Below are 25,754 nucleotides of genomic sequence, written 5' to 3' on the forward strand. Positions count from 1 at the left end.
CGCTCACTACCGCTTCATGCTGTTGGCGATCTGGAGCATCTCCTCGCTCGTCGTGATCATCTTCGAGTTCATCTCATACGCCCGCTGGGCCGTGATGAGGTCGACCATCTCCTGGACCACGTCGACGTTCGAGGTCTCGAGGAACCCCTGCTGGAGGAGCCCCGCCCCGCCCTCGGCCGGCGGGCCGATCTGGGGCTCGCCGCTGGCCTCGGTCTGCTCGTAGAGGTTGGCCCCGATGGAGCGGAGGCCGGCCGGGTTCGAGAACTGGGCCACCTCGATGCGGCCGATTTCGAGCGCGTCGGGCTCGTTCTGGAGGCGGACGCGGACGACGCCGTCCGAGCTGATCTGGATCTCCTGCGTCTCCGGCGGCACCTCCAGGTCGGGTTCGAGCGCGAGCCCGGACTGCGTCACGATCCGGCCGTCGGCGTCGAGCGTGAACGCGCCGTCGCGCGTGTAGACGACGGAGCCGTCCGGGCGCCGGGCCTGGAGGAAGCCCTCGCCGTTGACCGCGAGGTCGAGCGAGTTCCCGGTTTGCATGAGGCTCCCCTGGAGGAACGTCCGCTGCGTGGCGACGATGGCCGAACCGCTCCCGAGCTGCATCGCGGCCGGCCGCTGGTCGCCCTCGCCGCCGCGCTGGACGGACTGGTAGAGGAGGTCCTGAAAGACGACGGTCGCGCGCTTGAACCCGGTCGTGTTGGCGTTGGCCAGGTTGTTCGCCGTGTTGTCCACGGACGTCTGCTGGGCGCTCATCCCGAGCGCGGCGGTGCGGAGGGCACGGAGCATGAGGAGGGGGGCAAGGGCGGGGCGGACCCGCCCGGGTTAGAACGAGCCGAGGTCGCGGGCGACCTGGCCGAGGATGGCGTCCGTCGTCTGGACCGTCTTCTGCTGAGCCTCGTAGAGCCGGACGTGGGCGATCATGTCGGCCATCTCGCGGATGGGGTCCACGTTCGAGCCCTCGACGAACCCCTGCCGCACGACGGGCGCGCCGACGGCCACGGGCGGGGCGGCCGACGTGAACGAGGTGTCGTCGAGGCGGCGGAGCGTGCCCGCGTCCTCGAACGTGACCACCTGGAGCGTCCCGACCCGTTGGCCGCCGACCGTCACCTCCCCGCCCTCGGTGATGAGGATGGGGCCGCCGGGCGGGAGCTGGATCGGCCCGTCCGTGCCGCGGACAGCGGCCCCGTTCGCCGTGCGGAGCCCACCGTCGGCGTCGGTCAGGAACCGCCCCGCCCGCGTGTAGCGCGGCGCCCCATCGGGGCCGTCAACGACGAAAAAGCCCTCGCCGCCGAGGGCGACGTCGAGCGGGTTGCCCGTCGGGTCGAGGGCGCCGGCCACGAGGTCAGCCTGGCCGACGGTCCGGCGGTCGCTCTGGGGCGAGCCCTCGGCGTCGATCTCGCTCCGGAGCACTTCCGTAAACGAGCGGTCGCGCCGGTACCCGAGCGTGTTGGCGTTGGCGAGGTTGTTGGCCGTCCGGTCCTGGCGGTGGACGATGTCGGCCATCGAGGTGGCCGCGTTGCGGAGGCGGAGGAGCATGGGCGGCGGGGAGGTCTGCCCCGTCCCTGTCAAACCCGCTGCCAGGCGGCCGTCCGCCCTCTGGAGCGCCTCTGCGCGCCTCCCCGCCCCGCCCGGCGGCACGGTTTTCCGCTCCGGGCACGGTACAACCTGCCGTCTCCGCCCCGCCCGCGCCGCGAGGGCGGGGCGGCGACCGTCAGGCGGCGGCGTGCGCCCGGAGGTCGTCGAGCGAGACGACGTCCAGCGCCTTCTGGTGCGTCGCCTCCAGCACCACGGGTGGGGCGACGCCGGCGGCGAGCGCCTCTTTCCACCGGCTCACGCAGAGGCACCAGCGGTCGCCCGGCGCGAGCCCCGGAAAGCGAAACGCCGGGCGAGGCGTCGAGAGGTCGTTGCCGCGCGAGGCGGTGAAGGCGAGGAACGCGGCCGTCATCACGGCGCAGACTACGTGCGTGCCCACGTCGTCGGGGCCGGTCTCGCAGCACCCGTCGCGGTAGAACCCGGTCAGCGGGTCGCGGCCGCACGTCTGGAGCGGGCCGCCGAGGACGTTTTCCGTAGGGACGACTTGCATGGGTGTGGGGGAGCGGGGCGGCCGCCCGGGGCTACGGCGTGTGGGTCTCGGTAGGTCCGCCTTCGGTCGGGTAGCCGGCCTCGGTCCACGCGCGCCAGCCGCCGGTCATCGACTGGACGTTCGTGTAGCCCATCTCGCCGAGCGACCGGGCCGCGAGCGCCGAGCGGTAGCCGCCGCCGCAGTACAGGACGAGGGGCGCGTCGAGGTCGGGGAACGTCTCCTCGATGTCGCGCTCCAGCACGCCGCGCGAGACGTGGCGGGCACCCGGGAGGTGGCCGCCCGTCCACTCGTCCGCCTCGCGGACGTCGACGAGGACGACGTCGCCGCCCCGCTCGACGCGCTCGCGCACGGCCGCGATGCTGGTCTCGGTGACGTCGGCGCGGGCGCGGTCGACGAGGGCGACAAAGCGGGGGCTGTGACTCATGGGCGGGGAGGACGCGAGGGCGGGGCGGGCGGGGCGGGTTGGAGTCTCGCTGGCGCCCCCTTCGGGTGGGTACGAGGTACGGCTCGATCTGACCTCAGCGCGCGCGTACCTCGTACCGAGTACCCTGTACCTCCCTGCACGTTGCTCTAGGCGAAGTCGCCGGCGGCGACGACGGCGTGGGCCTGCTCCAGCCGCTCGGCCGTGCCCACGTCGAGAAAGCGGTGGGCCGCCCCGCCCGCCCCGCCCGCGCCGTCGAACGCGGCCACGCGCCGGCCGCGCTTCGCCTGGCGGAGGTAGGTGTCCATGACCGAGAACGTGTCCGCGGGCTCGGCCTCGATGACGTCGAGGAGCGCCGGTGCGCACGCCTGGACGCCGCAGAAGTCGACGAGCCGCCCCGCGCCGTTCCCCTCGCGGACGAGGCTCGGTTCGCCGCCGTCGAGCGTGTAGCCGGCGAGGCCGGCGTCGTCGAACAGGAGCGCCCGGTCGGTCCGCGCCGGCGCCGTGGCGAGCGTGGCGAGGCGGCCGTCGTCGGCGTCGCGCTGCGCCTCCCAGAGCGCCCGCAGGTCGACGTCGGTCAGGATGTCGGCGTTGTGGACGAGGAACGGGGCGTCGCGGCGGAAAAAGGCGGCGGCCTTCTTGATCCCCCCGCCCGTCTCGAGCGGCCCGTCCGGCTCGTCGCTCACGACGACCTCGACCGCCCTGCCCTCGGCCGTCCGCCAGTCGGCGGCGTCGACGTAGGCCTCGACCTGGTCGGCCAGGTAGGATACGTTGACGAGGAGCCGGTCGGCCCCGGCCGCGAGCAGCCGCCGCGCGACCCGTTCGAGCATGGGCACGCCGTCGACCTCGACGAGCGCCTTCGGCGTGTGGTTCGTGAGCGGGCGGAGCCGGGTGCCGAGCCCGGCCGCGAGGATCATGGCGTCCATGCGGAGGGGATGTGGGGGATGGGAGCGGAAGGGGCGGGAGCAGAACCGGCGTGGGGCGGGGCGGTTCAGAGGGTGCCGAGTAGCGGACCCAGAGCCTCTTCCTCAGCGGAGGAGAGTCGGGCGGGGTGCCTGGGTTGGCCGCCCCGCCCTCAGCCCACGTCCGTCCCCCTCCCCGGCCCTCCCCCGGTGGGGGAGGGAGGTGTACCCGACAAGTTCTCAGCACAAGACGCACCCGCCCGTCCATGCCCGATTCCCCCGCCCCGCTCGGCGTCGTCCACGGCTACGGCCTCGCCGGCGCCGGCTCGAACCTGTGGACGCGGGCCGTCCTGCGGGCGCTCGCGCAGGGCGGGCACGCCGTCCACGCCGTGTGCCAGGAGAGCCGGCCGGAGCGGTACGACTTCGTCTCGAAGGCCGTCGCCTACGGCGCTGACGGCCACCCCGAGATCCTGTTCGAGCGCGAGACCGACTACCCGGGCGCCGTCACGGTCCACCGCCCCGCCCTCGCCGTGCTGCCCACCTACGTCCGCCCCAGCACGCCCTCGGACTACGTCGTCTACATCCCCGACCTGGACGACGCGGCCGTCGAGGGCTACCTCGCGCGCAACGCGGCTGTGCTGGAGCGCGTGGCCCGTGAGGCGGGCGTGGCCGCCTGGGTCGTCAACCACACGGTCCTGATGGCACCGGCGGCGCACCGCGCGCGCGGGCGGGGCGGGGCGCCGTACGCCGTGCTCCCGCACGGGAGCGCCATCGAGTACGTGGTCAAGCGGGAGGACCGTTCGCGGCGGCTCGCCGAGGAGGCCCTGGGCGGGGCGGCGGCCGTGTTCGCGCTCAACGGCGAGATGGAGGGCCGCATCCGCGACGTGTTCGGGTCGGTCGAGGGCGTCGAGAACAAGCTCGCGCGGATGCCGGTGGGGACCGACACGTCCGTCTTCGAACTCGTCGACCGGGCCGACCGCGCGGCGACCGTCGAGCGGATCGCCGGCGTGGTCGCGGGCGTCGAGCGGGGCCGCCCCGCCCGCGCGACGGCCGACCTGCACGGGCGGCTGGCGGCGCTCGGCGCCGACCCGTCCGACGCCGACGTGCTGGCGGCGCTGGAGTTCGACTACCCACGCTCGGCGCCCGACGCCGACGTCGAGGCCGGGCTCCGGGCCGTCGACTGGGACGCCGCCCGGACCGTCGTCTACGTCGGCCGCCTGATCGCGGCGAAGGGGCCGGCGGACCTCGTGCTGGCCCTCCCGCTCGTGGCCGAGGCGCACCCCGACGTCCGGGCCATCGTCGCCGGGACGGGCGGGCTCCGCGAGGGGCTGGAGGCGCTCGTCTGGGCGCTCTCCCAAGGCGACGAGGCGCTCGTGCGCCAGCTCGTGCGCCTGGGCGGGGCGCTGGAGGGCGGCGGCGGGCTCGACGCCGAGCCGTTCTTCGCCGGGCAGGCCTTCCTCGACGCGCTCGACGCCGAGGGCGGGGTGGCGGACTACGTCGCGACGGCCGCGCGGACGCTCACGCCGGAGCACGTCGTGTTCACCGGCTTCCTCGACCACGACGCGCTCGGCCCGCTCTACGGCCTCGCCGACGCCGGCGCGTTCCCGTCGGTCGTCCGCGAGGCGAGCCCGCTGGTCGTCCCCGAGTCGGCCGCGGCCGGCGTGCTCCCGGTCGGCCCCGACGTGGGCGGCATGGGCGACAGCCTCCGCGCGCTCGCCGCGGGCCTGCCCGAGCCCGCCCGCCCGCTCCTCCTGACGCGCCCCGACGCAGAGCACCGCGTCTCCGACCTCGCCGACCGGCTGACGGCCGCGCTCGACGCGCCCGGCGCCTACGCCGCCGACCTCCGCCGCGAGGCCGAGGCCCGGTTCGACTGGCGCGCCATCTCGGAGCGCCTCGCCGACGCCCTGCACGCGGTGGCGGACGCCGCCCCGCCCGCGTAGACCGGGCCAATTGTCCTCCCCGCCCGTCCACCACCCCGCCCGGATGCCGCCGCTCCGGTTGCTCGGGCGGGGCGGTCAGTCGTCGTCCGGCATCTCGTCCCGGTCGACTTCGGGCGGGGCGGCCGGGATGGTGAGCGCCGCGACGAGCGCGCTGAGCGCCGCCGCCGCCGCCGCAATCCCGGCCACCCAGCGGAAGGCGACCACGAACGCCCCGCCCACGACGGCTTCGAGCTGAGCGCGCTCCGCCCCGCCCAGGCCGTCCGGGAACTGGGCGCCCGTCAAGTCCTCGCGGAACGGGGCCGTGGCCTCGGTGACCCCGGGCGGGGCGTCCGCCAGGCGTTCGTCGAGGGCGCCGCCGAACACGCCCAGCGCGACGACGCCCAGCACGGCGATCGCCAGGAGCGCCGCGATGCGGGCCGCCGCGTTGTTGACGCCCGACGCCGCCCCGCCGTGTGCGTCGTCGGCCGCGTTCATGACGACGGCCGTGAGCGGGGCGACGGCCAGCGTCATGCCCAGCCCGAGGACCAGCATGGGCGGGAAGAACGTGGCCCAGTACGAGCCCCCGAGCGGACCGCCCCGCGCGCCGGGCACGGCGAGCAGCGCCATCCCGACCGCCGCCACGAAGGCGCCCCCGACGATCACGCGGCGCGCGCCCCACCGCTCCGCCAATCCGCCCGCACGCCGCGACAGGAGCCCCATCGTAAGCGAGAACGGGAGGAACGCCGCGCCGGCCGCCGTCGCCGAGTAGCCCTGGACCTGGATGAGGTTGAACGGGAGGAAAAAGAGGACGCCGTTGAGGCCGAAGTACAGGAGCAGCGTCATCGCGTTCGCCCCGCTGAACGCGGCCGAGCGGAACAGGCCGAGCGGGACGAGCGGGGCGGCGGCCCGACTCTCCCACCACACGAACGCGGCCAGCAGCGCCGCCCCGCCCGCGAGCCCCGCCCACACGGCGGCGTCGGCCCAGCCGCGCTCGCCGGCGGCGACCAGGCCCCAGACGGCGGCCCCGAACCCGAGGGCTGCGAGCGCCCCGCCCGGCCAGTCGAGCGCGCCCTCCTCGCCCGACGGCTTGCTCTCCGGCACCCTCCACACGCCGAGCGCGAACGTGGCGGCCGCGAGCGGCACGATGACGAAAAACACCCACCGCCACGAGAATGCGTCCACCAGCCAGCCGCCCAGGACCGGCCCGAGCGCGGTCGTGAGCGCCGAGAACCCGGCCCACGTCCCGATGGCCCGGCCGCGCGCCTCGCCTTCGGGGAAGGCCGCCGAGACGAGCGCGAGCGAGGTCGGCACGAGGAGCGCCGCGCCGAGCCCCTGGACGGCCCGGGCCGCGACGAGCCACCCGACTGTCGGGGCCAGCCCGCACGCGGCGGTCGCCGCGCCGAACACGGCCACGCCCGCGAGGAACGTCCGCCGGCGGCCCACGCGGTCGCCCACCGCCCCGCCCACGAGGAGCAGCGAGCCCAGCAGCAGGAGGTAGGCGTTGAGGACCCACTGGACCTCAGCCACGCTCGCGCCCAGGTCGCGCTGGAGCGCCGGCAGCGCCACGTTGACGACCGACCCGACGATGAACGCGAGCGAGCTGCCCCCGACCGCCGCCGCCAGCACCCACCGCCGGCCGGCGTCGTCGAGCCCCGCCGCCCCGCCCTCGCCCGCCCCGCCCCCAGACGACGGCGCGGCGCGGACGGCGGCCTCGTGGCAGGGGGCTTGGTCGGTGGCGGGCATGGGCGGGGCGGTCCCTCGGTGCGGGCAGGGCCGTGTGGGGCGGACCGCGACAGCCGCGGCGTGTGGAGGATACGGGGCACCGGGGGCGGCACCGGGGCGGGGCGGGTGCCCGCGTTCAGGGAACGCCTCGGCTCTCGCAGCGTGGCCCGCTCTAACGGCCGCACACGGCGGCGTTTCGCAGGGCGACCAGCCGGTGCCGAAGGCGAGGCCGATTTAATCCAGCGCCAGGAGCGGTGATACTCCGCACTCGCCCATCTCTCTAGCCCCGAGTTGTCCGCTCCTCCACGACCTGCCGCCCGCTCCCTGGCGTCGACCGCCCTCGGCGTCGTCGACTGCTTCCTGCCCGCTGAGGACGAGAAGACGGACTACCTCCTCCGCCTCCGCCAGCGGCTCTGCGTCGCGCTCTGCCTTCTGATTGGGGGAAACTCGGCCCTTTTTGCCACCCTCCACATCGTCCACCACGTCGAGGGGACCAGCCACGCGGCCGCCTATGCCCTGCTGGGGATGATGACCGTCAATGTGGGGTTGCCGTTCGGGCTCCGCCGGTTCGGGCTCCGCTGGCTCGCGCCCAGCTTTATCGCATTTACCGCGGCGTCGGTCACGGTCGTGGCCCTGTTCGACGGGGGGACGCGGTCGGGGGCCATGGTGTGGCTCGTCGTGCTCCCGCTCGCGGCGTTCTTCCTGGGCGGGGCGAAGCTGGGGTGGCGGACCGGCGTCGCGTCGGCCGGCATCGGCATCGTGCTCAGCGTGGGGACCTTGTCGGGGGCCGTCCCGCCGAGCCCGCTCGCGCCCGCCGACGTGGCCTTCCACTGGACGCTCAACTTTGTGAGCGCGGCCCTGTTCGTGATCGCGCTCGTGGCCGCCTACGAGCGGCCCCTCGTGGGCCACCTCCGCAGCCTCTCGGACCAGCTCAGCGAGGCGAACGCGTCCCTCCACGTCGAGCTCGAGGCCCGGACGCGGGCGCAGGCGCGGGCCGAGGCGGCCAACCGGGCCAAGGACTCGCTCCTCGAGAACATGAGCCACGAGGTCCGCACGCCGCTCACGGCCATCCTGGGCGGCACCGAGGTGCTGGCCGACGAGGTCGGCGACGACCAGCGGGACCTCCTGCTCCTCATCGACCGCGGCGCCCGGCGCCTTTCAGCCACGCTCAACAGCATGCTGGACCTGGCGTGGATCGAGGGCGGGGCGGGCCACCTCGACACGGCGCCCGTCGACGTGGGCCGCGAGGCCGGCGAGGTCGCCGCGGCGAACAGCGACGCGCTCCGCCGCGCGCTCTCGGCGGTCCTCGACAACGCCGTCCGGTTTACCGAGCGGGGCGGGGTGACGGTCGACGTCGGGGGCGGGGCGGATGGCGCCTGCGTCCGCGTGACGGACACCGGCATCGGGATGGACGCCGCGTTCGTGGCCCGCGCCCGCGAGCCGTTCGCGCAGGCGTCGCAGGGCCACAGCCGGACGCACGAGGGGACCGGCGTGGGCCTCTCGATCGCCGACCGCCTCGTGGCCCTCATGGGCGGGGCGGTCGAGGTCGAGAGCCAGCAGGACGTGGGGACGACGGTCACGGTCCGCCTCCCGACAGCCGAGGGGGCCGGCGTCGAACGCCGTGCGGGCGTCGACCGCCGGGGCAGAGGCGACCGGCGGGTCGGAAGCGACAGGCGAGCGGGCGGCGACCGCCGGCGGACCGGGGCAGCCGCCCCGCCCGAGGCGCTGGCCCCGACCGAGGCGGCCGCCCCGCCCGAGTACCCGGAGTGGGACTCGAACCCACAAGACCCGAAGGCCGGCAGATTTTGAGTCTGCTGCGTCTACCGATTCCGCCATCCGGGCGCGGGGTCAATCTACGGCGCCTCGGCGGGGCCGCCCCGCCCGGGCACGGGCGCGCCGTTCCGGCCGTATCTACGGACGGCCGCGGAGCGCCTCCGCGGCGGCCGCGCTCCGCCCCGCCCATGCGCCTCGTCCCGCTCTGCGCCCTCTGCCTGGCCGCGTCCGCGGCGTCCGCCCAGGGCGCCCGGCGCGACACGGCCGCGGCGCGGTACACGTCGAGCGCGGCCGTCGCCCTGGAGCTGTCCGAGTACGGGCTCGGCGGGGGCGGGGCGGTCCGCCTCGGGCTCAGCCGCGACCTCTCGGCCGTCGCCGAGCTCTCGGTCGGGGCGGGGCGCGACGAGCGCGAGCAGCGCTTTTTCGTCGGCTTCTTCGGCGACACCGTGACGCCGTTCAAGCGGAACTACGTCGCCCTCGTCCCGCTCCACCTGGGCCTGGAGCGCCGGCTGTTCCGCGAGCAGATCGAGGACAACTTCCGCCCGTACGTGTCGCTCGCCGCCGGGCCGACGCTCGCGTACCAGTGGCCGTACTTCGACGACGTCGACGGCGACGGCGTCCGCGACGAGGGCGAGCCCGTGCTCGGGGCCACGGGCGGGCTGGGGCGGGGCGACGCCCGCTTCGGCGTGGGCGCGACGATCGCTGTGGGCGCCCACTTCGGGCGGGGCGGGACGACGCAGACCGTCCGCGTCGGCTTCCAGGCCGCGCACTTCCCCACGCCCGTCGACCTGCTCGAAGCCGACCCGGCGCGCGTCGAGAGCCCGTCCCGGAAGACGTTCTGGACGCCGGTCGTGACGTTCCGCGTCGGGCGCCTGCTGTAGACGCGCCTACAGCCTCACCTCGGCGCGGGCGAACAGGCGGGGGGCGAGGACGGCCCCGAGCGGGTGAGTCCGCTCGCGCGCGTCGAGCGCGTTGCGGGCCGTGACCGCGAAGCGGAGGCGGTCGCCCCAGGCCCGCTTGCCGAGCGCGAGGTTGAGGACGACGGCGCTGGGCACGTCGGGCTCGGGGTAGCCCGTCCACGCCGCGCCGCTCCAGGCCGAGAGCGCGGCGTGGAGCGACAGCCGCTCGTCCGGGCGGACCGTCGCCTCGACGCGCCCGCGGACGGCGGGGAGCCGGCGCCACGCGAGCGCGAAGGCGTCGTCGCCCACGAGCGCGCCGCGGGCGGTCGCTGAGGCCCGGAGCGCCAGCCACCCCGCCCCGCCCGACGCCGCGGCGCGCGCGACGATGGTGACGCCCTCGGCCTCGACCGACCGGAACGCGCCGCCGACCGCCACGCCCCCCGGCACGAGGGCGGGGCGGAGGATCGGACCGCGCGCGCCCTGCGCCTCGACCGACGCCTCAACGCGCGCGCCGCCCCGCTCGACCACGGCGCCCAGGCGCGCGAGCGCGAGCGATGTCGGGCGGGGCGGGCCGGCGTCTAGGGCGGGGCGGCCGGGCACGTCGAGGCCGGCGTAGCCGCGCCGCGCCCACAGCGCCGGCCCCGGGCGCGGCGGCGTCCGGTCGACGGCCAGCGTGAGGCGGAGCTGGGCTGGCCCCACGCGCCGCGCCACCTCGGCCGCCCCGCCCACACTCAGGGCGCTTTCTGAGACCGAGGCCTGGACCGTGAGCCGCCGGGCGGGGCGGCCGACCTGCGCCCACGCGCGCCCGGCGCCGACCGCGCCGTCGGTCAGGCCCGGCCCGCTCGCCGCCGTGTGCTCGGCCTGGACGCCCGCCGCGAGCCGCCCCGCCCGGGCCGAGACCGCCGCGTCGAGGCGCGTCTCGGTCCACCCGAGCGGGGCGGGGAGGCGGCCCCACGCCGGCCGGTCGAGCGAGAACCGGGCGGCCGCGACGTGCCCGCGGAGCGCGACCGGACCGGCGCCGCGCGCGGCCGACACCGACGCCTGCACCGAGCGCCGCGAGGTCGGCATTTCGCGGCCGAGCTCGGCTAGGTGCGGGAGGTCATCGCCCCAGCGCCCCCCGGCGCGGACGCGCACGCCGCCCGCGTCGAGCGCGGCGGCCGCCGTCCTCAGCACGCGCGACGGGTAGCGGTCCGGCGCGACGGCCGCGAACACGCGCGGCGCGATCGCCGTGTCGGTCGGCAGGAGGCGGTGCTCGCGGAGCACGGCCCACGCCGCCCCGCCCCCGGCGCTCCGCCACGGCGCGACGAGCGCGCCCTCGGCGTCCGGCCCCCAATGGTCCACGTTGGGGAGCGAGCGGTCGAGGTAGCGGTCCGGCCCCGGGTCGCCCGTCTCGTTCCCGTAGTCGACGGCGCCGTAGGCGTGGCGCGCGGGCGGGGCGGTCTCGACGTCGATCCACGGCCCGCCCCACGCCCCGCCCGCGACGCCCGGCCCGGGGCACACGACGACCCGGGCGACCTCGCCGAGCGCAACCGGGAGCGCCTCGAAGCCGGCCGGTTCGAGCGACGTTGCCGCCGCCGCCGGCGCGCCGTCGACGAGCACGCGGAGCCGCGCCGCCGACGGGAGTCCCCACGCGACGACGGGCTCGACGTCGTAGCCGTCGACCGTGACGGCGTCGAGGCCGGCCAGCCGCAGGACGTCGCGGAGGTGGCGCGCCCCACCCGCCTCCAGGTCGGCGCGCGTGAGGACGCGGCCGCCGGGACACGGCATACCGGGCGGGGCGAGCAGGGCGGCCGCGCGGGGCGGGGCGGCCAGGGCGAGCGCCACGAGGAGCGCGGCCAGCGCCGTCACCGGAGGACGGCGCGGAGCCACGCCGGCGCGTCGAGCCGGAGGGCGAGCCCGGCCGAGGCCGTCGCGACCGTTGCCGGGTCCGCGAGCGCGACGCGGAGCGCTTCGGCCTCGGCCCACACGCGGAGCCGGCCGGCGAGCGGCGCGTCGAGGCGGAGCCACGCGCCCCACGCGGCCTCGGTCTCGTTCTGCAAGAACCCGCCGAACTCGCCGCCGTCGTCGAACGCGTACCGCACGGCGCCGACCTGGAGCCCCGCCCCGCCCCGGACGCCGGCCCCGAGCGCTACGGACGGTCCCCACCCGGCGAGCGCGGTGACGGCGGAAAACGCGGGGAGGTCAGGCCGGGCGGCCTCGTAGCCCGCCACGCGGAGCGCGAGGCGCGCGCGGCCCCCGTACGCCGGCGCCTCTAGGCGGGCGGCGGCGCCCGGGCGGGCCGCCCACTCCGGCCCGAACCCGCCCGCGAGCGGGGACGCCACGCCGAGGGCCGGCTCGACCATAGCCCAGTCGTCCGCCCCGCCCTGCGCGGCCGCGAGAGCGGGGAGCGCGAGGGCGGGGAGGAGGACGAGGGCCAGCGCCGCCCCGCCCCGCCTGCGCGCGCGCCGCCGACCGTGGGCGGCGCGGGGCGAGGTTGCCAGCGCGCCGGCCGCCCCGCTCTGCGCGTGCGGCGGCCGACGGGCGGGGCGGGGCGGCGTCACCCGGCCCGCCGCGCGGCGAGGGCCGCGGCCTTGATGGCGGCGACGTGCGCGCGCGCCGCGTCGTCGTCGGCCGGCAGGTCGTCCCAGAACAGGGCCTCCTTGACGGCGCCCGTCGCCGCGCGCTCGGGGCCGGACAGCGTGCGGAGGGCATCGTCGAACAGGGCGCCGCGGCGGACGGCCTCGTCCTTCCGCGCGAGCACGTAGGCCCACGCCGCGTCGTGCTCGTTGGGGACCTCGCCGTCGAGGACGGCCTCGCGCACCCACGCCTTCAGCATCCCCACGGCCACGCCCTCGCCCAGCCCCAGCCGCTCCTGCATCTCGTCGCCGTCGACCGGCGGCTGCCAGTTCCGCATCCGGTCCCGCTCCTCGACCTCGGCGAACCGGCGCTCGACGCGGTCGAACCCGGCGAGGTAGCGGCGCACGCGGCGGGCGTTCTTGCTCGTCACGTCGGCGCGGACGAGGAGCATGAGGTCGTCGACGTCGTCGCCGGCGTCCATGAGCAGGCGGCGGACGGCCGAGTCGGTCACGTCCTCGTCGACGAGCGCGGCCGGCCGGTGGTGGAGGCGGACGACGGTCTGCACAAAGTCGAGCGGGTCGCCGAGCGGGAGCTTGAGGCGCCGGAACACGGCCGGGATGATCTCGCGCGGGCCGACGTCCTCGTGCCCGTGGAACGTCCACCCCGCCCCGCGCTCGTAGCGCTTGGTCACGTACTTGCCCACGTCGTGGAGGAGCGCGGCCCACCGGAGCCATAGGTCGTAGCCGTCGGCCCGCTCGCCCACGCCGACGGCCCGCTGGAGGTGGACGAGGTTGTCGACGACTTCGAGCGTGTGCCAGAAGTTGTCTTTGTGCGCGCGGCCGCCGGCCTCCTCGACGCCCGCGAGCCGGGTGAGCTCGGGGAGCACGCGCTCCAGCAGCCCGGTCCGGTAGAGGAGCCCGAGCCCGGTCGACGGCGACGGCGAGGCGAGCAGTTTGGAGAGCTCGTCCGTCACCCGCTCCTGGCTCAGAATCTCGACGCGCCCGGCCTGCGCCTCCATCGCGGAGACGGCCTCGGGCACGACCTCGAACCCTAGCTGCGACGCGAACCGGGCGGCGCGGAACATGCGGAGCGGGTCGTCGGCGAACGTCTCCGCCGGGTCCAGCGGCGTCTTGAGGCGGCCGGCCTCCAGGTCTCCCAGCCCACCGAACGGGTCGACCACCTCCCCAAACCGGTCGCCGTTGAGGGACGAGGCGAGGGCGTTGACCGTGAAGTCGCGCCGCGCGAGGTCCTCGGCGAGCGTCCCGTCCTCGACGATCGGCTTGCGCGAATCGGCCCGGTAGCTCTCGCGCCGCGCACCGACAAACTCGATGACCAGGCGCTCGGGAACGTCCTCCGCCCCGCCCAGGAAACGTTCGAGGGCGGGGCGGGGGACCGTGACCGCGGCGGTCCCGAACGCCGGGTACACGGCCGGCGCGCGGGCGCCCACGTCGCGGGCCGTCGCCTCGGCGAGCGCCACGCCGGCGCCCGGCCCCACGGCGACGACGTCGAGGTCGGTCGTCGCGCGCCCCAAGAGCGCGTCGCGGACCGCCCCGCCCACAGCGTACGCCTCGACGCCGATCCGGTCGGCCGCGGCGCCGACGCGGCGGAGGACGGGCTCGAACGGGAGGGCGGGGCGGGTCACGGCAGGGCGGGGCGGTTCGGGGGAAGATCGCCGGCGCGCTCGCACGCCGGCATGGAGGAAAGGCCGATTCTGGCGGGGGATGGGGCGCGAGGGCGGGGTGGCGCCGGTTCTGCTCCGCCCCACCCTCACACCAATGGGCGGGGCAGGCGCCCCTCGCCGTCACCGCAGGTGGCCCTGCACACGCTCGACGAGGCGGAGCGTGGCGAGCGCCGCGTCGAGCCCGTACGCAGGCCGCCGCCCCGCCCCCACGGCGCGGACGAACGCGGCGACCTCGGCGACGAGCGGGTCTGCGTCGGGCGCCGCGGGCGGGGCGGGCTGCCCACTGACGACGAGCGGCCGGTCGAGCCGCGTGGCGTCGATGTGGGAGCCGGGGCGCGAGGCGTGGAGCGACGTGGCGAGACCGCCTGCGTCCTCGTCCGCACGGAGCCATACCTGGGCGAAGGCGCCGCTTCGAAAGCGGAGGCTCGCGGCGAGCGCGCGGAGGCGGGCGCCGTCCCGCTCGGCGGCGGCGTCGAGGCGCCCGACGGCGCCCCGCCCGACGAGGGCGAGGACGAGGTCGAGCGCGCCGCCGAGTGCGCCCCCGGCCCCCAGCGCCCCGTCGGGCGGGGCGGCCAGGGAGAGCGAGACGAGCCCGGCCGTCCACCCGCCGAGCCCGGCCGCGCCGCGCGCGAGGGCGGGGCGGGCCACGCCCACCTCGACGCCGGCCTCCTCGGCACGGGCCGCGAGCGCGTCGGCGTCGGCGGCCGAGACGCCAGGGGGCCACAGCGCGAACGGGTGTGCGCCCGCCGCCGCCACGCGTCCCGCCGCCGCGGCGCGCTGACCGACCGCCCCGCCCACGACGGCCACGCCGCCCGCCGAGGGCGCGCCCGCGATCGGGAGCCCTGCCCGGTCGAGCCGGTCGGCCAGGTCGTCGTCGCCGAGGACGGAGAGGGGCGGGGCGGCGTACGTCACGGCGGGGGAACGGGGCGGCCGCGCATCCGATCCGCCGCCCCGCCCGAGCGGGGCGGCGGGGAGGGAGCGGCGGGCGGGGCGGCCATAAAAAGAGGGCGGCGGCTCCTGCGAGCCGCCGCCCTCTAAGGCGTGGGAGCCGGGTGGCGCTAGCGGTAGCCGCCGCCGCCGCCACCGTAGTTGCCGCCGCCACCGCCACCGCCGCGGTAGCCACCGCCACCGCCGCCGCCGCTGTAGCCGCCGCCACCACCGCCACCGCGGTAGCCGCCGCCACCACCGCCACCGCCGGAGCGCTCGCCACGCGGGCGGGCCTCGTTCACGGTGAGCGGGCGGCCGCCCATCTCGGTGCCGTTGAGCTGCTCGATGGCGGTCTCGGCCTCTTCCTTGTTCGGCATCTCGACAAAGCCGAATCCGCGCGAGCGGCCGGTGTCGCGATCCTTGATGACGGTAGCGCTGTCGACGGACCCGAAGGCCTCGAACTGGCTCCGAAGCTCGTCGTCTCCCGAGGTGTACGGGAGGTTTGCGACGTAGATGTTCATAATGCGGGGTGTTGAGAGAGCGCCGACAGGGGTCTTCGAAAACGGTGGGCCGGAAAGCTCGACTCGGATCTGTCGGCCCCGCGTGCTCTGCAAGAGAAACAGGGAACCCGCGGCGGCGCGCCGGGTGGGGCGGTCGCCACGGGCTCGGTACAGGGCCAACCTACCCGGTAACCTCCCCCCAGATCCCGGAAGCGGAAGAATTCGGCGCGCGTGCCCGCCCCGCCCTCGTACCTCTCACGGGTGGGGCGGGCAGCGGGCGGCCGCTCAACGAGAACGCCCCGACGCTGCTGGAGCGCCGGGGCGTGGTACCGCGTACGGGATTCGAACCCGTGTTACCGCCGTGAGAGGGCAGCGTCCTAGGCCTCTAGACGAACGCGGCGGCGTAGAGGCGCCCGGCCAACCAGGGCCGAGCGGGAGCGCCAATATAAAAGCCGACCGGCCCCTACGGGTCCGCCAACGTCATCTTCACGTGTTCGATGCCGGCCTCGTCGAACGCCTCGCCCTCGGGCTCGAAGCCGAACGCGGCGTAGAGCGGGGCGGCGGCCGTCTGCGCGTGGAGCACGAACCGGCGGTGCCCGGCGGCCCGCGCGTCGGCGAGGGTTCGCGCCACGAGCGCGCGGCCCACGCCCCGCCCTCGCGCCGCGGGCAGGACGGCGAACCGCTCCAGCCGTGCCGCCCCGCCCTCGACGGCCCGCCAGCGGGCGCACCCGACGGCCGCTCCGCCCTCGGCGGCCAGCAGGTGGTGTGTCGTGCGGCCCCGCCGCTCAGGCGCGTCGTGCGCGTCCCACTCCTCCTCGGGCGGGCACGCCTGCTCGTCCACGAACACGGCCTGGCGGACGGCGCGCACGGCCTCCCAGTCGGCCGTGCTCGTGGCCTCGCGGATCACGGGCGGGGTGGTAGGCATGGGCAGTCGGGAGCGGGGTGGCTAGAGCGCTGGGACGGGGGCGCCGGCCCGCAGCCCGAGCTCGGCGCCGAGGAACGCGAGGACGGTCGGGATGCTCGGTCGCATGTCTTCCGCCTCGGGGGCGTGGTAGAGGATGCTGAGGTCGCCCGCCGAGGCCGGCGGCGCCCCGTACGGGAACAGCTCGAACGACGCGGCCGCCCCGCCCGCGCGCGCGGCGAAGGCTTCGGAGAACGAGAATGGGACGATCCCGTCGCGGTAGTGGTGGTGGACCTGGACGGCCGAGAGCCGGTCGGCGAAGAGGCCGGGCGAGCGCCGCGCGATGTCGAGCCGGGCCGGGCCGTAGTCGGCGTCCGCGTCGTACGTGTCGTCGGCGGCGCGGAGCGGGTCGAGCACCTCGTTCAGCAGGTACGGGGCGCCGGGGAGCCCGATCGCCTGCTGGAACGTCGGGTTGGACTCGGGGAGGAGGAGGGCTCCGGTGAGCCGCTGCGCGCCCTCGCTGTAAAAGTCGGCCGGCCCGTAGTAGTCGACGACCGCGTCGATCCGGTCGTCGCGGACGGCCTGGAGCAAGGCGACGTTCGCGCCCCGGCTGAACCCGATGGCCGCGACCCGGTCTTCGTCGGTCTCCTCGCCGAACAGCTCCAACGTCGCCGTCAGCAGCGCGATCGCGTCGTCGACGTCGTAGTCCCACGGGCTCGGGGCGCCGCCGGCCGTGTACGGGCCGCCGAGGGCGGGGAGGGCGCCCGTGTCGACGGTCTCGGAGCGGTAGACGGGGAACACCTGGACGGTCTCGGCCGCGATCGGGGCGAACACGCTGGCGAACGGGAGCACCCCGTCGTTCGCCGTGAAGGCGGCGACCTGGACCCCGCCGTCGCCGCCGTGGTGGACGACGACGACCGGCGCGTCGGCCACGCCGTCGGGGACGCGGACGATTCCGTAGTGCGTCACGGTCGGCGAGCCGTTGGCGACCGTCTCGTGCTCGACCACGTAGAGCGTCGCCCCGCCCGCCCGGGCCTGCCCGACGACGCGGCCCTCGGACGGCGCCGTGTTCCGCCCCGCCCAGTCCGCCTCGACGGCGGCGAGCTCGGCCGCCGTCGGCTCCCCGAACAGCCGCCCAAAGCTGACCCCGTTCTGGACCGTCTCGTCGGGTGGCTCGGCCGGCGGGATCGTCTCGTTGACGAGTCCGTCGCAGGCGGGGAGGGCGAGGACGAGGGCGAGGAGCGCGGCGAGGCGCAGGCGGAGCGGCATGGGCGGGGCGGGGTGGCGCGGCGGGGAGAGTACCGCCGTCCGGGGCTCACTCCGCCCCGCCCGCGGAACGCCCGGGGCGGGACGGCCCTCTCCAGCGAGACTCCACAACACCGGGGGGACGGGAGACGTATACATCAGAACGATTTCTGTGCCGCCGTGCGAGCGGGCGCGGCCCCCTCGTCTCTAGTCATGAGCGCCCCGATCTACCTCGACTACAACGCCACGACGCCGGTCGCCGACGACGTCCTGGACGCCATGCTCCCGTTTTTCCGGGACCACTTTGGCAACCCGTCCAGCGAGCACGCTTACGGGTGGGCCGCCGACGAGGCCGTCAAGCAGGCCCGCGAGCGGACGGCCCGGGTCATCGGGGCCACGCCGCGGACGGTCGTGTTCACGTCCGGGGCGACGGAGTCGGTCTCGCTCGCCGTCCGCGGCGCCGGCGGCATCTACGGCGGGCGCCGGCACCGGATCGTGACGGTCCAGACCGAGCACAAGGCCGTGCTCGAAACGTGCGCGGCGATGGAGCGCGAGGGCTACGAGGTGACGTACCTCCCCGTCGACGCGGACGGCCTCGTCGACGTCGATCAGCTCCGCGACGCGCTCTCTGAGGAGACGCTGATGGTGTCGGTGATGTGGGCCAACAACGAGACCGGCGTGATCCAGCCGCTCGCCGACATCGCCGCGGCGGCCCGCGAGGTCGGCGCGCTCGTCATGACCGACGCCACGCAGGCCGTCGGCAAGGTGCCCGTCGCCGTCGAGAGCGTGCCCGTCGACCTGCTCGCGCTTTCGAGCCACAAGCTGTACGGGCCGAAGGGCGTCGGCGCCCTCTACGTCCGCCAGCGCGGGCCGCGCGTCCGGCTCCAGCCCCAGGTCACGGGCGGGGAGCAGGAGACGGGCCACCGGGCCGGCACCACGAACGTGCCCGGCGTGGTGGGGCTCGGGGCCGCCGCCGCGCTCGCGCGCCGCGTCCAGGCCGCCGATGCCGAGCGCGTGGGCGCGCTCCGCGACCGGTTCGAGGCCGCCGTCTGCGAGGCCGTCCCCGGCACGCACGTCAACGGCGCCGGCGCGCCGCGGCTGCCGAACACGTCGAGCCTCCGGTTCGAGGGCGTCCGCACGTCGCACCTGCTCCCGGTCCTGCGCGACGTGGCCGCCTCGACCGGCGCCGCGTGCCAGTCGCAGACCGGCCAGCCCAGCCACGTCCTCACCGCCATGGGCCTTACGCCCGACCAGTCGTTCTCGACCGTCCGCTTTAGCCTGGGCCGCCCGACAACCGAGGCCGAGGTCGACGCCGCCGTCGGCCACATCGCCGAGGCCGTCCACGCCGTCCGCCGCCGCGCCGCCGCGTAAGGGGTTCGCGGTTCGGGGCCGTCTGGTTCAGGGTCTGGGCCGTACGAGCGGGGCGGGCGGACCTGAAGGGCGGGGTGGAACCCTCGGGGACCATTCGCCGCCCCGCCCTCGCCTCCGCGGGCGGGGCGGGATCTCGCTGACAGGCGAGGCTGGCGCGGGGCACCCCCGAACCCCCGAACCCCCGAACCCCCGAACCCCCGAACCCCCGAACCCCCGAACCCCCGAACCCCCGAACCCCCGAACCCCCGAACCCCCGAACCCCCGAACCCCCGAACCCCCGAACCCGTGGACACCGCCCCGCTCGTCAACCGCGTCGCCGAGAGCGCCATCGAGACGCTCGACCTCGCCGCCATCGCGCCGGCCGAGGACGTCGTCGCCTTCGACCTCGCCCCGCACCTGTACCGCGGCCTCGTGCTCCGCGAGCGCGAGTTCCGGCAGGCCCTGAAGGACCACGACTGGACGGCCTACGCCGGCCGCGACGTGGCCGTCTTCTGCTCGGCCGACGCCCTCGTGCCGACGTGGGCGTTCATGCTCGTCGCCGCGAAGCTGGGCGCCGCGGAAACGGGCGCGGCGTCGGTCACGGCCGCCCCGCCCGAGGAGGTCCGCCGGGCGCGGTTCGCCGCCGCCCTCGACGCCGCCGACTGGGACCGCTACGCCGGCAAGCCGGTCGTGGTCAAGGGGTGCGGGAACGACGTCGTCCCGCTCGACGGGTTCGTGCAGGCCACGCGCCGGCTCCAGGGCGTCGCCTCGAAGGTCCTGTACGGCGAGGCGTGCTCGTCCGTCCCCGTGTGGCGCCGCCCCGCCCCCGGTGCGGGCGCCCCCGGTGCGGGCGGGGCGGGGCGGCCCGCGAAGCCGGCGGCCGCGAAGCCCGTGGGCGTCAAGCCGGCCGGCGTGAAGCCAGCGGGGCCGCCGCGGGGCTGAGGCCGCTACCTTACCGACCCACGTCCCGCCGCCCCGCCCGATGCTCCGTCCGGTCCTGCTCGTCCTCCTCCTGACCGCCGCGGGCGGGGCGGCGGCCCAGGCGGACGTCCCGCCGGCCGACCTCCCGCCGCTGCCGGCGGCGCTTCAGGGGGCGTGGGAGATGGTCGAGGCGCCGGCCTACGACGCCGGCCCGACGATCCACCGGCTGTGGATCCGCGTCGAGGGCAACCGGGTGACGCAGCGGGACTCGCTGAGTCTGGGCAACCGCCACGCCGCCCGCGACTTTACGGCGACGTGCGCCGAGGCCGACGGCCTCGTCTCGTGCTGGCCGTCCGACCGCGGCACGCAGACGGGCTACGGCGGCCTCGGCCGCTACCGCGTCGACGGCGACGCCCTCGTGTTTGAGGACCCCGACCGCGGCGACCGCATTGTCCTCCGCCGGGCGGGCGCGTAGGCGCGCGGGGCGCGAACGGTCGCGGTCCGTCCGTTGCCTCTCCCCGCTCCCGCCCCGCCCGTATGCGCCTGCTCGCCCTCCTCGCCCTCTTCCTCACGGCCCTCCCCGCGTCGGCGCAGGCCGCTCGGGACAGCGACTCGGAGCGGCCGGCGACCGAGCGCACAGAGGCGACCGTCGACCCCAATCTCGTCGGCGAGTGGAGGCTGCTCCAGGTCGAGGAGGCCGGCGAGATCGGCACGTTCGGGGGCGAGATCAAAGGGATGGACTGCGACTTCGAGGCCGGTGGATCGGCCCACGTCCGCCTCGAGGTGATGCAGGACCTGGACCTCCAGGAGCACGCGGAGGCGTTCCCGTTCGAGACCGAGGGCGGGGCGATCGTCCGCCCCGGCGCGCCGCCGGTCCGGTACGAGGTGCTGGGCGAGGACCTCCTCGTGCTGCGCGACCCGACGGGGCTCGTCGTCCACCTGGTCCGCGTCGAGGGCTAGGTGCGGATCGACCTCAGCGGACGCACGGCGCTCGTGACCGGCGCGAGCCGGGGCATCGGGCGGGCCGTGGCCCTGCGCTTGGGCGAGGCCGGCGCGCGCGTGGCCGTCCACTACGCGCGGAGCCGGGGCGGGGCGGAGGCGCTCGCGGAGCGCCTGGGGAACGGGAGCCGCGCGTTCGGGGCGGACCTGGAGGCGCCCGGCGCGGCGACGGCGCTGTGGGACGAGGTGCTCGCCGCGTTCGGGCACGTCGATGTGGCGGTCGCGAACGCGGGCGTGTTCGAGGCCGCCCCGCCCGACGCTCCCACCGGCGATTGGCTGGCGGCGTGGGACCGGACGATGGCGGTCAACCTTCGGGCGGTGGCCGAGTTGGGGCGCGCGGCGCTCCTCCACGCCCGCGCGCGCCAGGGCGAGGGCGGGGTGGCGGTCCGCCTCGTGACCGTCTCTAGCCGGGCCGCCTTCCGCGGCGACGACCCCGAGTTCCTGGCCTACGCGGCCTCGAAGGGTGGCGTCGTGGCGCTCACCAAGTCGCTCGCCCGCGCCGGCGGCGGGCTGGCCGCGTTTGGCGTGGCCCCGGGCTTTACGCGGACCGACATGGCCGCCGACTTTATCGCTCAGCACGGCGAGCAGGCCGCAACGAGCGGGGCGGCCCTCGACCGCCTGACGGAGCCCGACGACGTGGCGCCGACGGTCGTTTTCCTGGCGTCCGGCCTAGCCGACCACGCGACGGGGACGACGGTCGACGTGAACGCGGCCAGCTACGTGCGGTAGGTCCGGGCCGCCCCGCCCATGTCGCACCGGACGTACGACCAGCACGAGATCGCCCGTGTCATCGAACGCGCCGCCGAGCTCCAGGAGGCCGCCGCCGACCGTTCCCGCTGCGCCGAGCCGCGAGGGCGGGGCGGTCCGCACGCGGTCGCGGGGCCGCGCGTAGGGCGTCGGTAGCTTCCCGGGGCCGCCGCCCCGCCCGTCGAGTCCGCCCATGCCCGAGCGCTTTTCCGAGGAGGACGCCCGCCGCATCTTCGCGCGGGCCGCCGAGCGCCAGCAGGCCGCCGAGCCCGCGGCGGAGGGGCTGTCGCTAGCCGAGCTCCAGGAGGTCGGCCGGGCGGCCGGGCTGGACCCGGCCCACGTCGCGGCGGCCGTCGCCGAGGTGCGCGGCGCGCCGGCGCCCGCCCCGCCCGCGACGTTCCTCGGCGTCGACGTGGAGCCGCGCGCAAGCCGCGTGATTCCGGGCGGGGTGACGGACGAGGTGTGGGAGCAGATGGTCGCCCGTCTCCGGCAGACGTTCAAGTCCAAAGGGACGCCGACCGACGTCGGCCGCATCCGCGAGTGGACGAGCGGGCCGAACTCGAGCCTCTACGCGACCGTCGAGCCGGTGCCCGAGGGCACACGCGTGACGCTGACGACGTCGAAAGCGAGCGAGGCGGCGCAACATCGCATGGTCGCCGCCCTCTTCGGCACGATGGCGGCGGCCTTCGCCTTTCTGGGCGTCTTCAGCGAGGGCGGGGGGGACGCCGGGTTTTGGGCCTTCGTCTCCATATTTGCCGCGCTGGCCGTCGCGCTCCCGCTGCTCGGGCGCCAGAGCCAGAAGCGGTGGCACCAGCGCCGCCAGGGCCAGTTCGACGCGCTCCTCGACCAGTTCGAGCTCCTCGCCCGCGACGCCGCCCCGCCCGCTGCCGCCCCGCCCGTCGCCGCGGCGCCCGTGCAGGACCGCCCCGCCCCCGACGCCGAGGGCGGGGCGGGGCGGCTCGACCTCGACGACCTGCCCCGCCCGAGCGAGGCGCTCGACGCGCCGGAGCAGCCGGCCTCGCCCTCGCGGCGGACGCGGGCCTAGACGATGACCCCGAGCCGCCCCGTGCCCGCCCGGCCGCCCCGCCCGCTCCGCGTGGGCCTCGTGTACGACCGCTTCGGCGACGCGCCCGCCCCGCCCGACGCCCCGCCCGACTGGGACGCCGAGTACGAGCCCGAGGCGACCGTCGCCGCGCTCGAAGACGCCGTCCGCCACCTGGGGCACGAGCCGGTCCGCGTGGGGAACGTGCCGGCGCTGCTCGCCGCCGTGTGCCGGGGCGGGGCGGGGCGGGGTGGGCTCGGCCTTGACGCGGCCGTCAACATCGCCGAGAGCTACGGGAGCCGCAACCGCGAGGCCCACGCGCCGGTCCTCCTGGAACTGGCCGGCGTGCCGGCGCTGGGGAGCGACGCGCTCGCGCTGTCGGTCTCGCTCGACAAGCACCTCACGAAGACGGTCGCCGCGGCGGCCGGCGTCGCCACCCCGCCCGGCATCGTGGTCCCGGGGCGCACACCGCCCGGGGGCGGGGTGGAGCAGGGCGGGGCGGAGAGCATGGGCGTCCTCGGCGTGGCCGACGCCGACCTCGGGTTCCCGGTGATCGTCAAGCCGCGCTACGAGGGGACGGCCAAGGGGATCGCCCCGACGAGCCGGTGCGCCGACCGCCCCGCCCTCCGCGCCGAGGTCGCGCGGCAGCGGGCGCTCTACGGGCAGGACCTCGTGGTCGAGGCGTTCGTCGACGGCCCCGAGTTCACGGTCGGCGTGGTCGGCACGGGCGACGACGCCGAGGCGCTCCCGGTCCTTCAGCGCGCGACGGAGCGCGCGACGGGCATCGGACTCCACGCGCTCGACGAGGACCCCGCGCGTCCGTTCGCCTACGACCTCGACGGCGCCCTCACGCCCGACCTCGAAGCGGCCCTCCAGCGCGACGCGCTCGCCGTCCACCGCGCGCTCGAGTGCCACGACTTTAGCCGCGCCGACTTCCGCCTGGACCGGGCGGGGCGGCCGGTCTTTATCGAGACCAACCCGCTCCCGACGTTCGCGCCCGACGGCACGTTCGCGATCCTGGCCGAGCTCGCCGGCGAGCCGTACCCGGCGTTCCTCGCCGCCCTCCTCGCGCGCGGCCTCCGCCGCCTGGGGCTAGCGTGAGGGCGCATCGGGTTCGGGGTTGTCGGGTTCAGGGTTCAGAGCTGGCGGACTCTGGGCGGGGTGGACAACTCGGGGGCAACCACCCCGCCCCGCCCTTGACACCGCGGGCGGGGCGAAGGCGGACACCACGCCTACGACCTCGGCCACCCCGCCCATGGCGGGGCGGTTCGAATGCGGACACCATGCATGGTGTCCCTACGAAGTGGTTGCACGAAGGGGCCGCCCCGCCCGCGGTGAGGGCGGGGCGGCCGGGTGCAGACGCCGTGCGCGGCATTCCCGACCACCCTGCTCCTCGCGGCGGGCGGGGTGGCGCATCTTCTGCACATTCCTCGATCCCTCATCCCCAATCCCTCTCCCATGCCCCGCCTTTGGTGGCAGACCGGCGTGATCTACCACGTCTACCCCCGCTCCTTCCAGGACACCGACGGCGACGGCGTGGGCGACCTCGACGGCGTCACGGCGCGGCTCGACTACCTCGCGTGGCTGGGCGTCGACGCCGTCTGGATCGGCCCGTTCTACCCGTCGCCCGGCGCCGACTTCGGGTACGACGTGGCCGACTACTGCGACGTGGACCCGCTGTTCGGCGACCTCGCGGCGTTCGACCGTCTCGTCGCCGCGGCCCACGCCCGAGACCTCCGCGTGGTCGTCGACTGGATCCCCAACCACACGTCGAGCGAGCACCCGTGGTTCGTGGAGAGCCGGGCGGGGCGGGAGAGCGCGACGCGCGACTGGTACGTCTGGCGCGACCCGCGACCCGACGGCTCGCCGCCGAACAACTGGCTGAGCGCGTTCGGCGGCCCGGCGTGGACGCTCGACGAGCGGACGGGCCAGTACTACCTCCACTCGTTCCTCCCCGAGCAGCCCGACCTCGACTGGCGCCACCCCGCCCTCCGCGCGGCGATGTTCGACGTGCTCCGGTTCTGGCTCGACCGCGGCGTCGACGGGTTCCGCGTCGACGTGGCCAACCACGTGCTGAAGGACCCGGCGTTCCGCGACAACCCGCCCCACCCCGCCCCGAGCGGCGGGCACAAGCCGACGGCGCCGTACGACCGGCAGCGGCACGTCCACGACCGCGACCAGCCCGACGCCATCGACCTGTACCGCGAGGTCCGCGCGCTCGTCGACGGGCACGAGCCGGGCCGCGAGCGCGTCCTGCTCGGCGAGACGTTCCTCGCTCACGACCTCGACGCCTGGGCGTCCTACTTCGGGACCGACGAGGGCGGGTTGGCCTCGGGCGGGGCGGAACGGGGCGGAGCCGACTCGGGCGGGGCGGCGCTCCACCTGCCCCTCAACTTCGGCCTCCTCGGGACGGCGTGGACGGCGCCGGCGCTCCGCGCCCACGTCGAGGCCGTCGAGGCGGCCGTGCCCGCGTGGGGCTGGCCGAGCTATGTGCTCGGGAGCCACGACGAGCGGCGCCTGGTGGGGCGGCTCGGGCCGGAGAAGGCGCGTCAGGCCGCCGTGCTCCTCCTCGCCCTCCGCGGCACGCCGACGCTCTACGCCGGCGACGAGATCGGGACGCCCGACGTCAACGTCCCGCCCGACCGCATCCGCGACCCGGCCGCGCTCCGCACGGGGATCGCCGGGCTGGGCCGCGACGCCGGCCGCACGCCGATGGCGTGGGACGGGACCCCGAGCGCCGGCTTCTCGTCCGCCCCGCCCGAGGCGCTGTGGCTCCCGCTCCACGACGGGCACGAGGCGATCAACGTCGAGGCCGAGGCGAGCGACCCTGACTCCATGCTGAGCCTGTACCGTCGGCTCCTCGCGCTGCGCCGTGCCCGCCCCGCCCTCCACGCCGGGAGCGTCCGCGTGCTGGACGGCGTGCCCGCCGACGTGTTCGCCTGGGAGCGTCGCGCCGGCGATGACCGCGCGCTCGCCGTCCTGTGCCTGAGCAGGGCGGGGCGGACGGTCGAGGTCGGGGCGGGGTGGCGCCGCGCGGTCTCGACGCACCACGCCGAGCCGGCCGACGTGGGGCCGACGCTGGCGCTGGCCCCGTGGGAGGGGGCCGTGCTCGTGCCGTCGGCGTAGGCCGCCCCGCCCCGCCCAGACGAAGCGGGCGGGGCGGGGTGGA

General features: G+C 76.4%; 25 protein-coding genes, 2 tRNA genes and 1 pseudogene. 12 read left to right on the forward strand and 16 right to left on the reverse strand.

Annotated elements, in window-relative coordinates; translation table 11 throughout:
- Nucleotides 1-6 precede the first annotated feature (6 nt).
- From flgG to RQM47_RS05400, 5 genes are all read right to left on the reverse strand, one after another.
- Nucleotides 7-783, reverse strand: a complete 777-nt coding sequence (flgG, locus tag RQM47_RS05380; RefSeq protein WP_311663113.1) for a flagellar basal-body rod protein FlgG — start codon at nucleotides 781-783, stop codon at nucleotides 7-9.
- Between the two features lie 36 nt (nucleotides 784-819).
- On the reverse strand, nucleotides 820-1,533 hold the full coding sequence (locus RQM47_RS05385; protein WP_314007780.1) for a flagellar hook-basal body protein: 714 nt from the start codon (nucleotides 1,531-1,533) through the stop codon (nucleotides 820-822).
- A 175-nt stretch (nucleotides 1,534-1,708) separates the two neighbouring features.
- Nucleotides 1,709-2,080, reverse strand: coding sequence for a DUF2237 domain-containing protein (locus tag RQM47_RS05390; protein WP_314007783.1), 372 nt, complete (start codon nucleotides 2,078-2,080; stop codon nucleotides 1,709-1,711).
- Between the two features lie 31 nt (nucleotides 2,081-2,111).
- Nucleotides 2,112-2,504, reverse strand: coding sequence for a rhodanese-like domain-containing protein (locus RQM47_RS05395; RefSeq protein WP_314007786.1), 393 nt, complete (start codon nucleotides 2,502-2,504; stop codon nucleotides 2,112-2,114).
- A 146-nt stretch (nucleotides 2,505-2,650) separates the two neighbouring features.
- Nucleotides 2,651-3,427, reverse strand: coding sequence for a nucleotidyltransferase family protein (locus RQM47_RS05400; protein WP_314007789.1), 777 nt, complete (start codon nucleotides 3,425-3,427; stop codon nucleotides 2,651-2,653).
- A 242-nt stretch (nucleotides 3,428-3,669) separates the two neighbouring features.
- On the opposite strand from RQM47_RS05400, the gene RQM47_RS05405 reads away from it, so the two are divergent.
- Nucleotides 3,670-5,343, forward strand: coding sequence for a glycosyltransferase (locus RQM47_RS05405; RefSeq protein ID WP_311663108.1), 1,674 nt, complete (start codon nucleotides 3,670-3,672; stop codon nucleotides 5,341-5,343).
- Nucleotides 5,344-5,418: 75 nt separating this feature from the next.
- On the opposite strand, the gene RQM47_RS05410 is transcribed toward RQM47_RS05405, so the two are convergent.
- Complete coding sequence (locus RQM47_RS05410; protein WP_311663107.1) at nucleotides 5,419-7,065, reverse strand: MFS transporter; 1,647 nt, start codon at nucleotides 7,063-7,065, stop codon at nucleotides 5,419-5,421.
- Between the two features lie 488 nt (nucleotides 7,066-7,553).
- Complete coding sequence (locus tag RQM47_RS05415) at nucleotides 7,554-7,886, reverse strand: hypothetical protein (protein ID WP_311663106.1); 333 nt, start codon at nucleotides 7,884-7,886, stop codon at nucleotides 7,554-7,556.
- A gap of 193 nt (nucleotides 7,887-8,079) precedes the next feature.
- Between RQM47_RS05415 and RQM47_RS17410 the strand changes: the two are divergent.
- Nucleotides 8,080-8,583 (forward strand): annotated as a pseudogene (locus RQM47_RS17410) (sensor histidine kinase); the annotation flags it as partial.
- 219 nt (nucleotides 8,584-8,802) lie between these two features.
- On the opposite strand, the gene RQM47_RS05425 reads toward RQM47_RS17410, so the two are convergent.
- Nucleotides 8,803-8,886: transfer RNA gene (locus RQM47_RS05425), tRNA-Leu, on the reverse strand.
- Nucleotides 8,887-9,005: 119 nt separating this feature from the next.
- Between RQM47_RS05425 and RQM47_RS05430 the strand changes: the two genes are divergently transcribed.
- On the forward strand, nucleotides 9,006-9,698 hold the full coding sequence (locus tag RQM47_RS05430; RefSeq protein ID WP_311663104.1) for a hypothetical protein: 693 nt from the start codon (nucleotides 9,006-9,008) through the stop codon (nucleotides 9,696-9,698).
- A 6-nt stretch (nucleotides 9,699-9,704) separates the two neighbouring features.
- Here the strand turns inward: RQM47_RS05430 and RQM47_RS05435 are convergent, their stop codons facing one another.
- From RQM47_RS05435 to RQM47_RS05470, 8 genes are all read right to left on the reverse strand, one after another.
- Entirely contained in the window at nucleotides 9,705-11,564 is a 1,860-nt protein-coding gene (locus RQM47_RS05435) for a hypothetical protein (RefSeq protein WP_314007796.1), read from the reverse strand.
- On the reverse strand, nucleotides 11,561-12,256 hold the full coding sequence (locus RQM47_RS05440; protein WP_311663102.1) for a hypothetical protein: 696 nt from the start codon (nucleotides 12,254-12,256) through the stop codon (nucleotides 11,561-11,563). The genes RQM47_RS05435 and RQM47_RS05440 overlap by 4 nt, the downstream gene beginning before the upstream one ends.
- Nucleotides 12,253-13,914, reverse strand: a complete 1,662-nt coding sequence (locus RQM47_RS05445) for a CCA tRNA nucleotidyltransferase (protein WP_314007799.1) — start codon at nucleotides 13,912-13,914, stop codon at nucleotides 12,253-12,255. Before RQM47_RS05445 ends, RQM47_RS05440 begins: the two co-directional genes overlap by 4 nt.
- Nucleotides 13,915-14,073: 159 nt before the next feature.
- The gene (locus RQM47_RS05450; protein ID WP_311663100.1) at nucleotides 14,074-14,865 is read right to left on the reverse strand and encodes a hypothetical protein; all 792 of its coding nucleotides are present in this window, start codon (nucleotides 14,863-14,865) and stop codon (nucleotides 14,074-14,076) included.
- Between the two features lie 146 nt (nucleotides 14,866-15,011).
- Nucleotides 15,012-15,401 carry an RNA-binding protein gene (locus RQM47_RS05455; protein ID WP_311663099.1) on the reverse strand — a complete coding sequence of 130 codons (390 nt, stop codon included), beginning with the start codon at nucleotides 15,399-15,401 and terminating at the stop codon, nucleotides 15,012-15,014.
- A gap of 303 nt (nucleotides 15,402-15,704) precedes the next feature.
- Nucleotides 15,705-15,780: transfer RNA gene (locus tag RQM47_RS05460), tRNA-Glu, on the reverse strand.
- A gap of 63 nt (nucleotides 15,781-15,843) precedes the next feature.
- Nucleotides 15,844-16,305, reverse strand: coding sequence for a GNAT family N-acetyltransferase (locus RQM47_RS05465; RefSeq protein WP_311663098.1), 462 nt, complete (start codon nucleotides 16,303-16,305; stop codon nucleotides 15,844-15,846).
- A 21-nt stretch (nucleotides 16,306-16,326) separates the two neighbouring features.
- Nucleotides 16,327-17,550 (reverse strand): dienelactone hydrolase family protein, encoded by a 1,224-nt coding sequence (locus RQM47_RS05470; RefSeq protein ID WP_311663097.1) that lies wholly within the window; start codon nucleotides 17,548-17,550, stop codon nucleotides 16,327-16,329.
- Between the two features lie 189 nt (nucleotides 17,551-17,739).
- Here RQM47_RS05470 and RQM47_RS05475 point away from each other — a divergent pair, with 189 nt between their 5' ends.
- The 9 genes from RQM47_RS05475 to RQM47_RS05515 all read left to right on the forward strand — a co-directional run bounded on the left by RQM47_RS05475 (nucleotide 17,740) and on the right by RQM47_RS05515 (nucleotide 25,711).
- A complete protein-coding gene (locus tag RQM47_RS05475; RefSeq protein ID WP_311663096.1) occupies nucleotides 17,740-18,897 on the forward strand; it encodes a cysteine desulfurase family protein in 1,158 nt (385 codons plus the stop codon).
- Nucleotides 18,898-19,182: 285 nt separating this feature from the next.
- Entirely contained in the window at nucleotides 19,183-19,818 is a 636-nt protein-coding gene (locus RQM47_RS05480) for a DUF2480 family protein (RefSeq protein ID WP_311663095.1), read from the forward strand.
- A 40-nt stretch (nucleotides 19,819-19,858) separates the two neighbouring features.
- Nucleotides 19,859-20,272: a hypothetical protein gene (locus RQM47_RS05485; protein WP_311663094.1), complete on the forward strand. Its 414-nt coding sequence runs from the start codon at nucleotides 19,859-19,861 to the stop codon at nucleotides 20,270-20,272.
- A 62-nt stretch (nucleotides 20,273-20,334) separates the two neighbouring features.
- On the forward strand, nucleotides 20,335-20,757 hold the full coding sequence (locus RQM47_RS05490) for a hypothetical protein (protein ID WP_311663093.1): 423 nt from the start codon (nucleotides 20,335-20,337) through the stop codon (nucleotides 20,755-20,757).
- Nucleotides 20,758-21,525 (forward strand): SDR family oxidoreductase, encoded by a 768-nt coding sequence (locus RQM47_RS05495; protein ID WP_311663092.1) that lies wholly within the window; start codon nucleotides 20,758-20,760, stop codon nucleotides 21,523-21,525.
- Nucleotides 21,526-21,543: 18 nt separating this feature from the next.
- Nucleotides 21,544-21,699 (forward strand): hypothetical protein, encoded by a 156-nt coding sequence (locus tag RQM47_RS05500; protein WP_314007802.1) that lies wholly within the window; start codon nucleotides 21,544-21,546, stop codon nucleotides 21,697-21,699.
- 37 nt (nucleotides 21,700-21,736) lie between these two features.
- On the forward strand, nucleotides 21,737-22,588 hold the full coding sequence (locus RQM47_RS05505; RefSeq protein WP_311663091.1) for a hypothetical protein: 852 nt from the start codon (nucleotides 21,737-21,739) through the stop codon (nucleotides 22,586-22,588).
- Nucleotides 22,589-22,609: 21 nt separating this feature from the next.
- Nucleotides 22,610-23,686 (forward strand): D-alanine--D-alanine ligase, encoded by a 1,077-nt coding sequence (locus RQM47_RS05510; protein ID WP_314007805.1) that lies wholly within the window; start codon nucleotides 22,610-22,612, stop codon nucleotides 23,684-23,686.
- A gap of 357 nt (nucleotides 23,687-24,043) precedes the next feature.
- Nucleotides 24,044-25,711, forward strand: coding sequence for an alpha-amylase family glycosyl hydrolase (locus tag RQM47_RS05515; RefSeq protein ID WP_311663089.1), 1,668 nt, complete (start codon nucleotides 24,044-24,046; stop codon nucleotides 25,709-25,711).
- The last annotated feature ends 43 nt before the right edge of the window (nucleotides 25,712-25,754 follow it).

The organism is Rubrivirga sp. S365, assembly GCF_032248475.1.
GTDB classification, from domain to species: domain Bacteria; phylum Bacteroidota; class Rhodothermia; order Rhodothermales; family Rubricoccaceae; genus Rubrivirga; species Rubrivirga litoralis.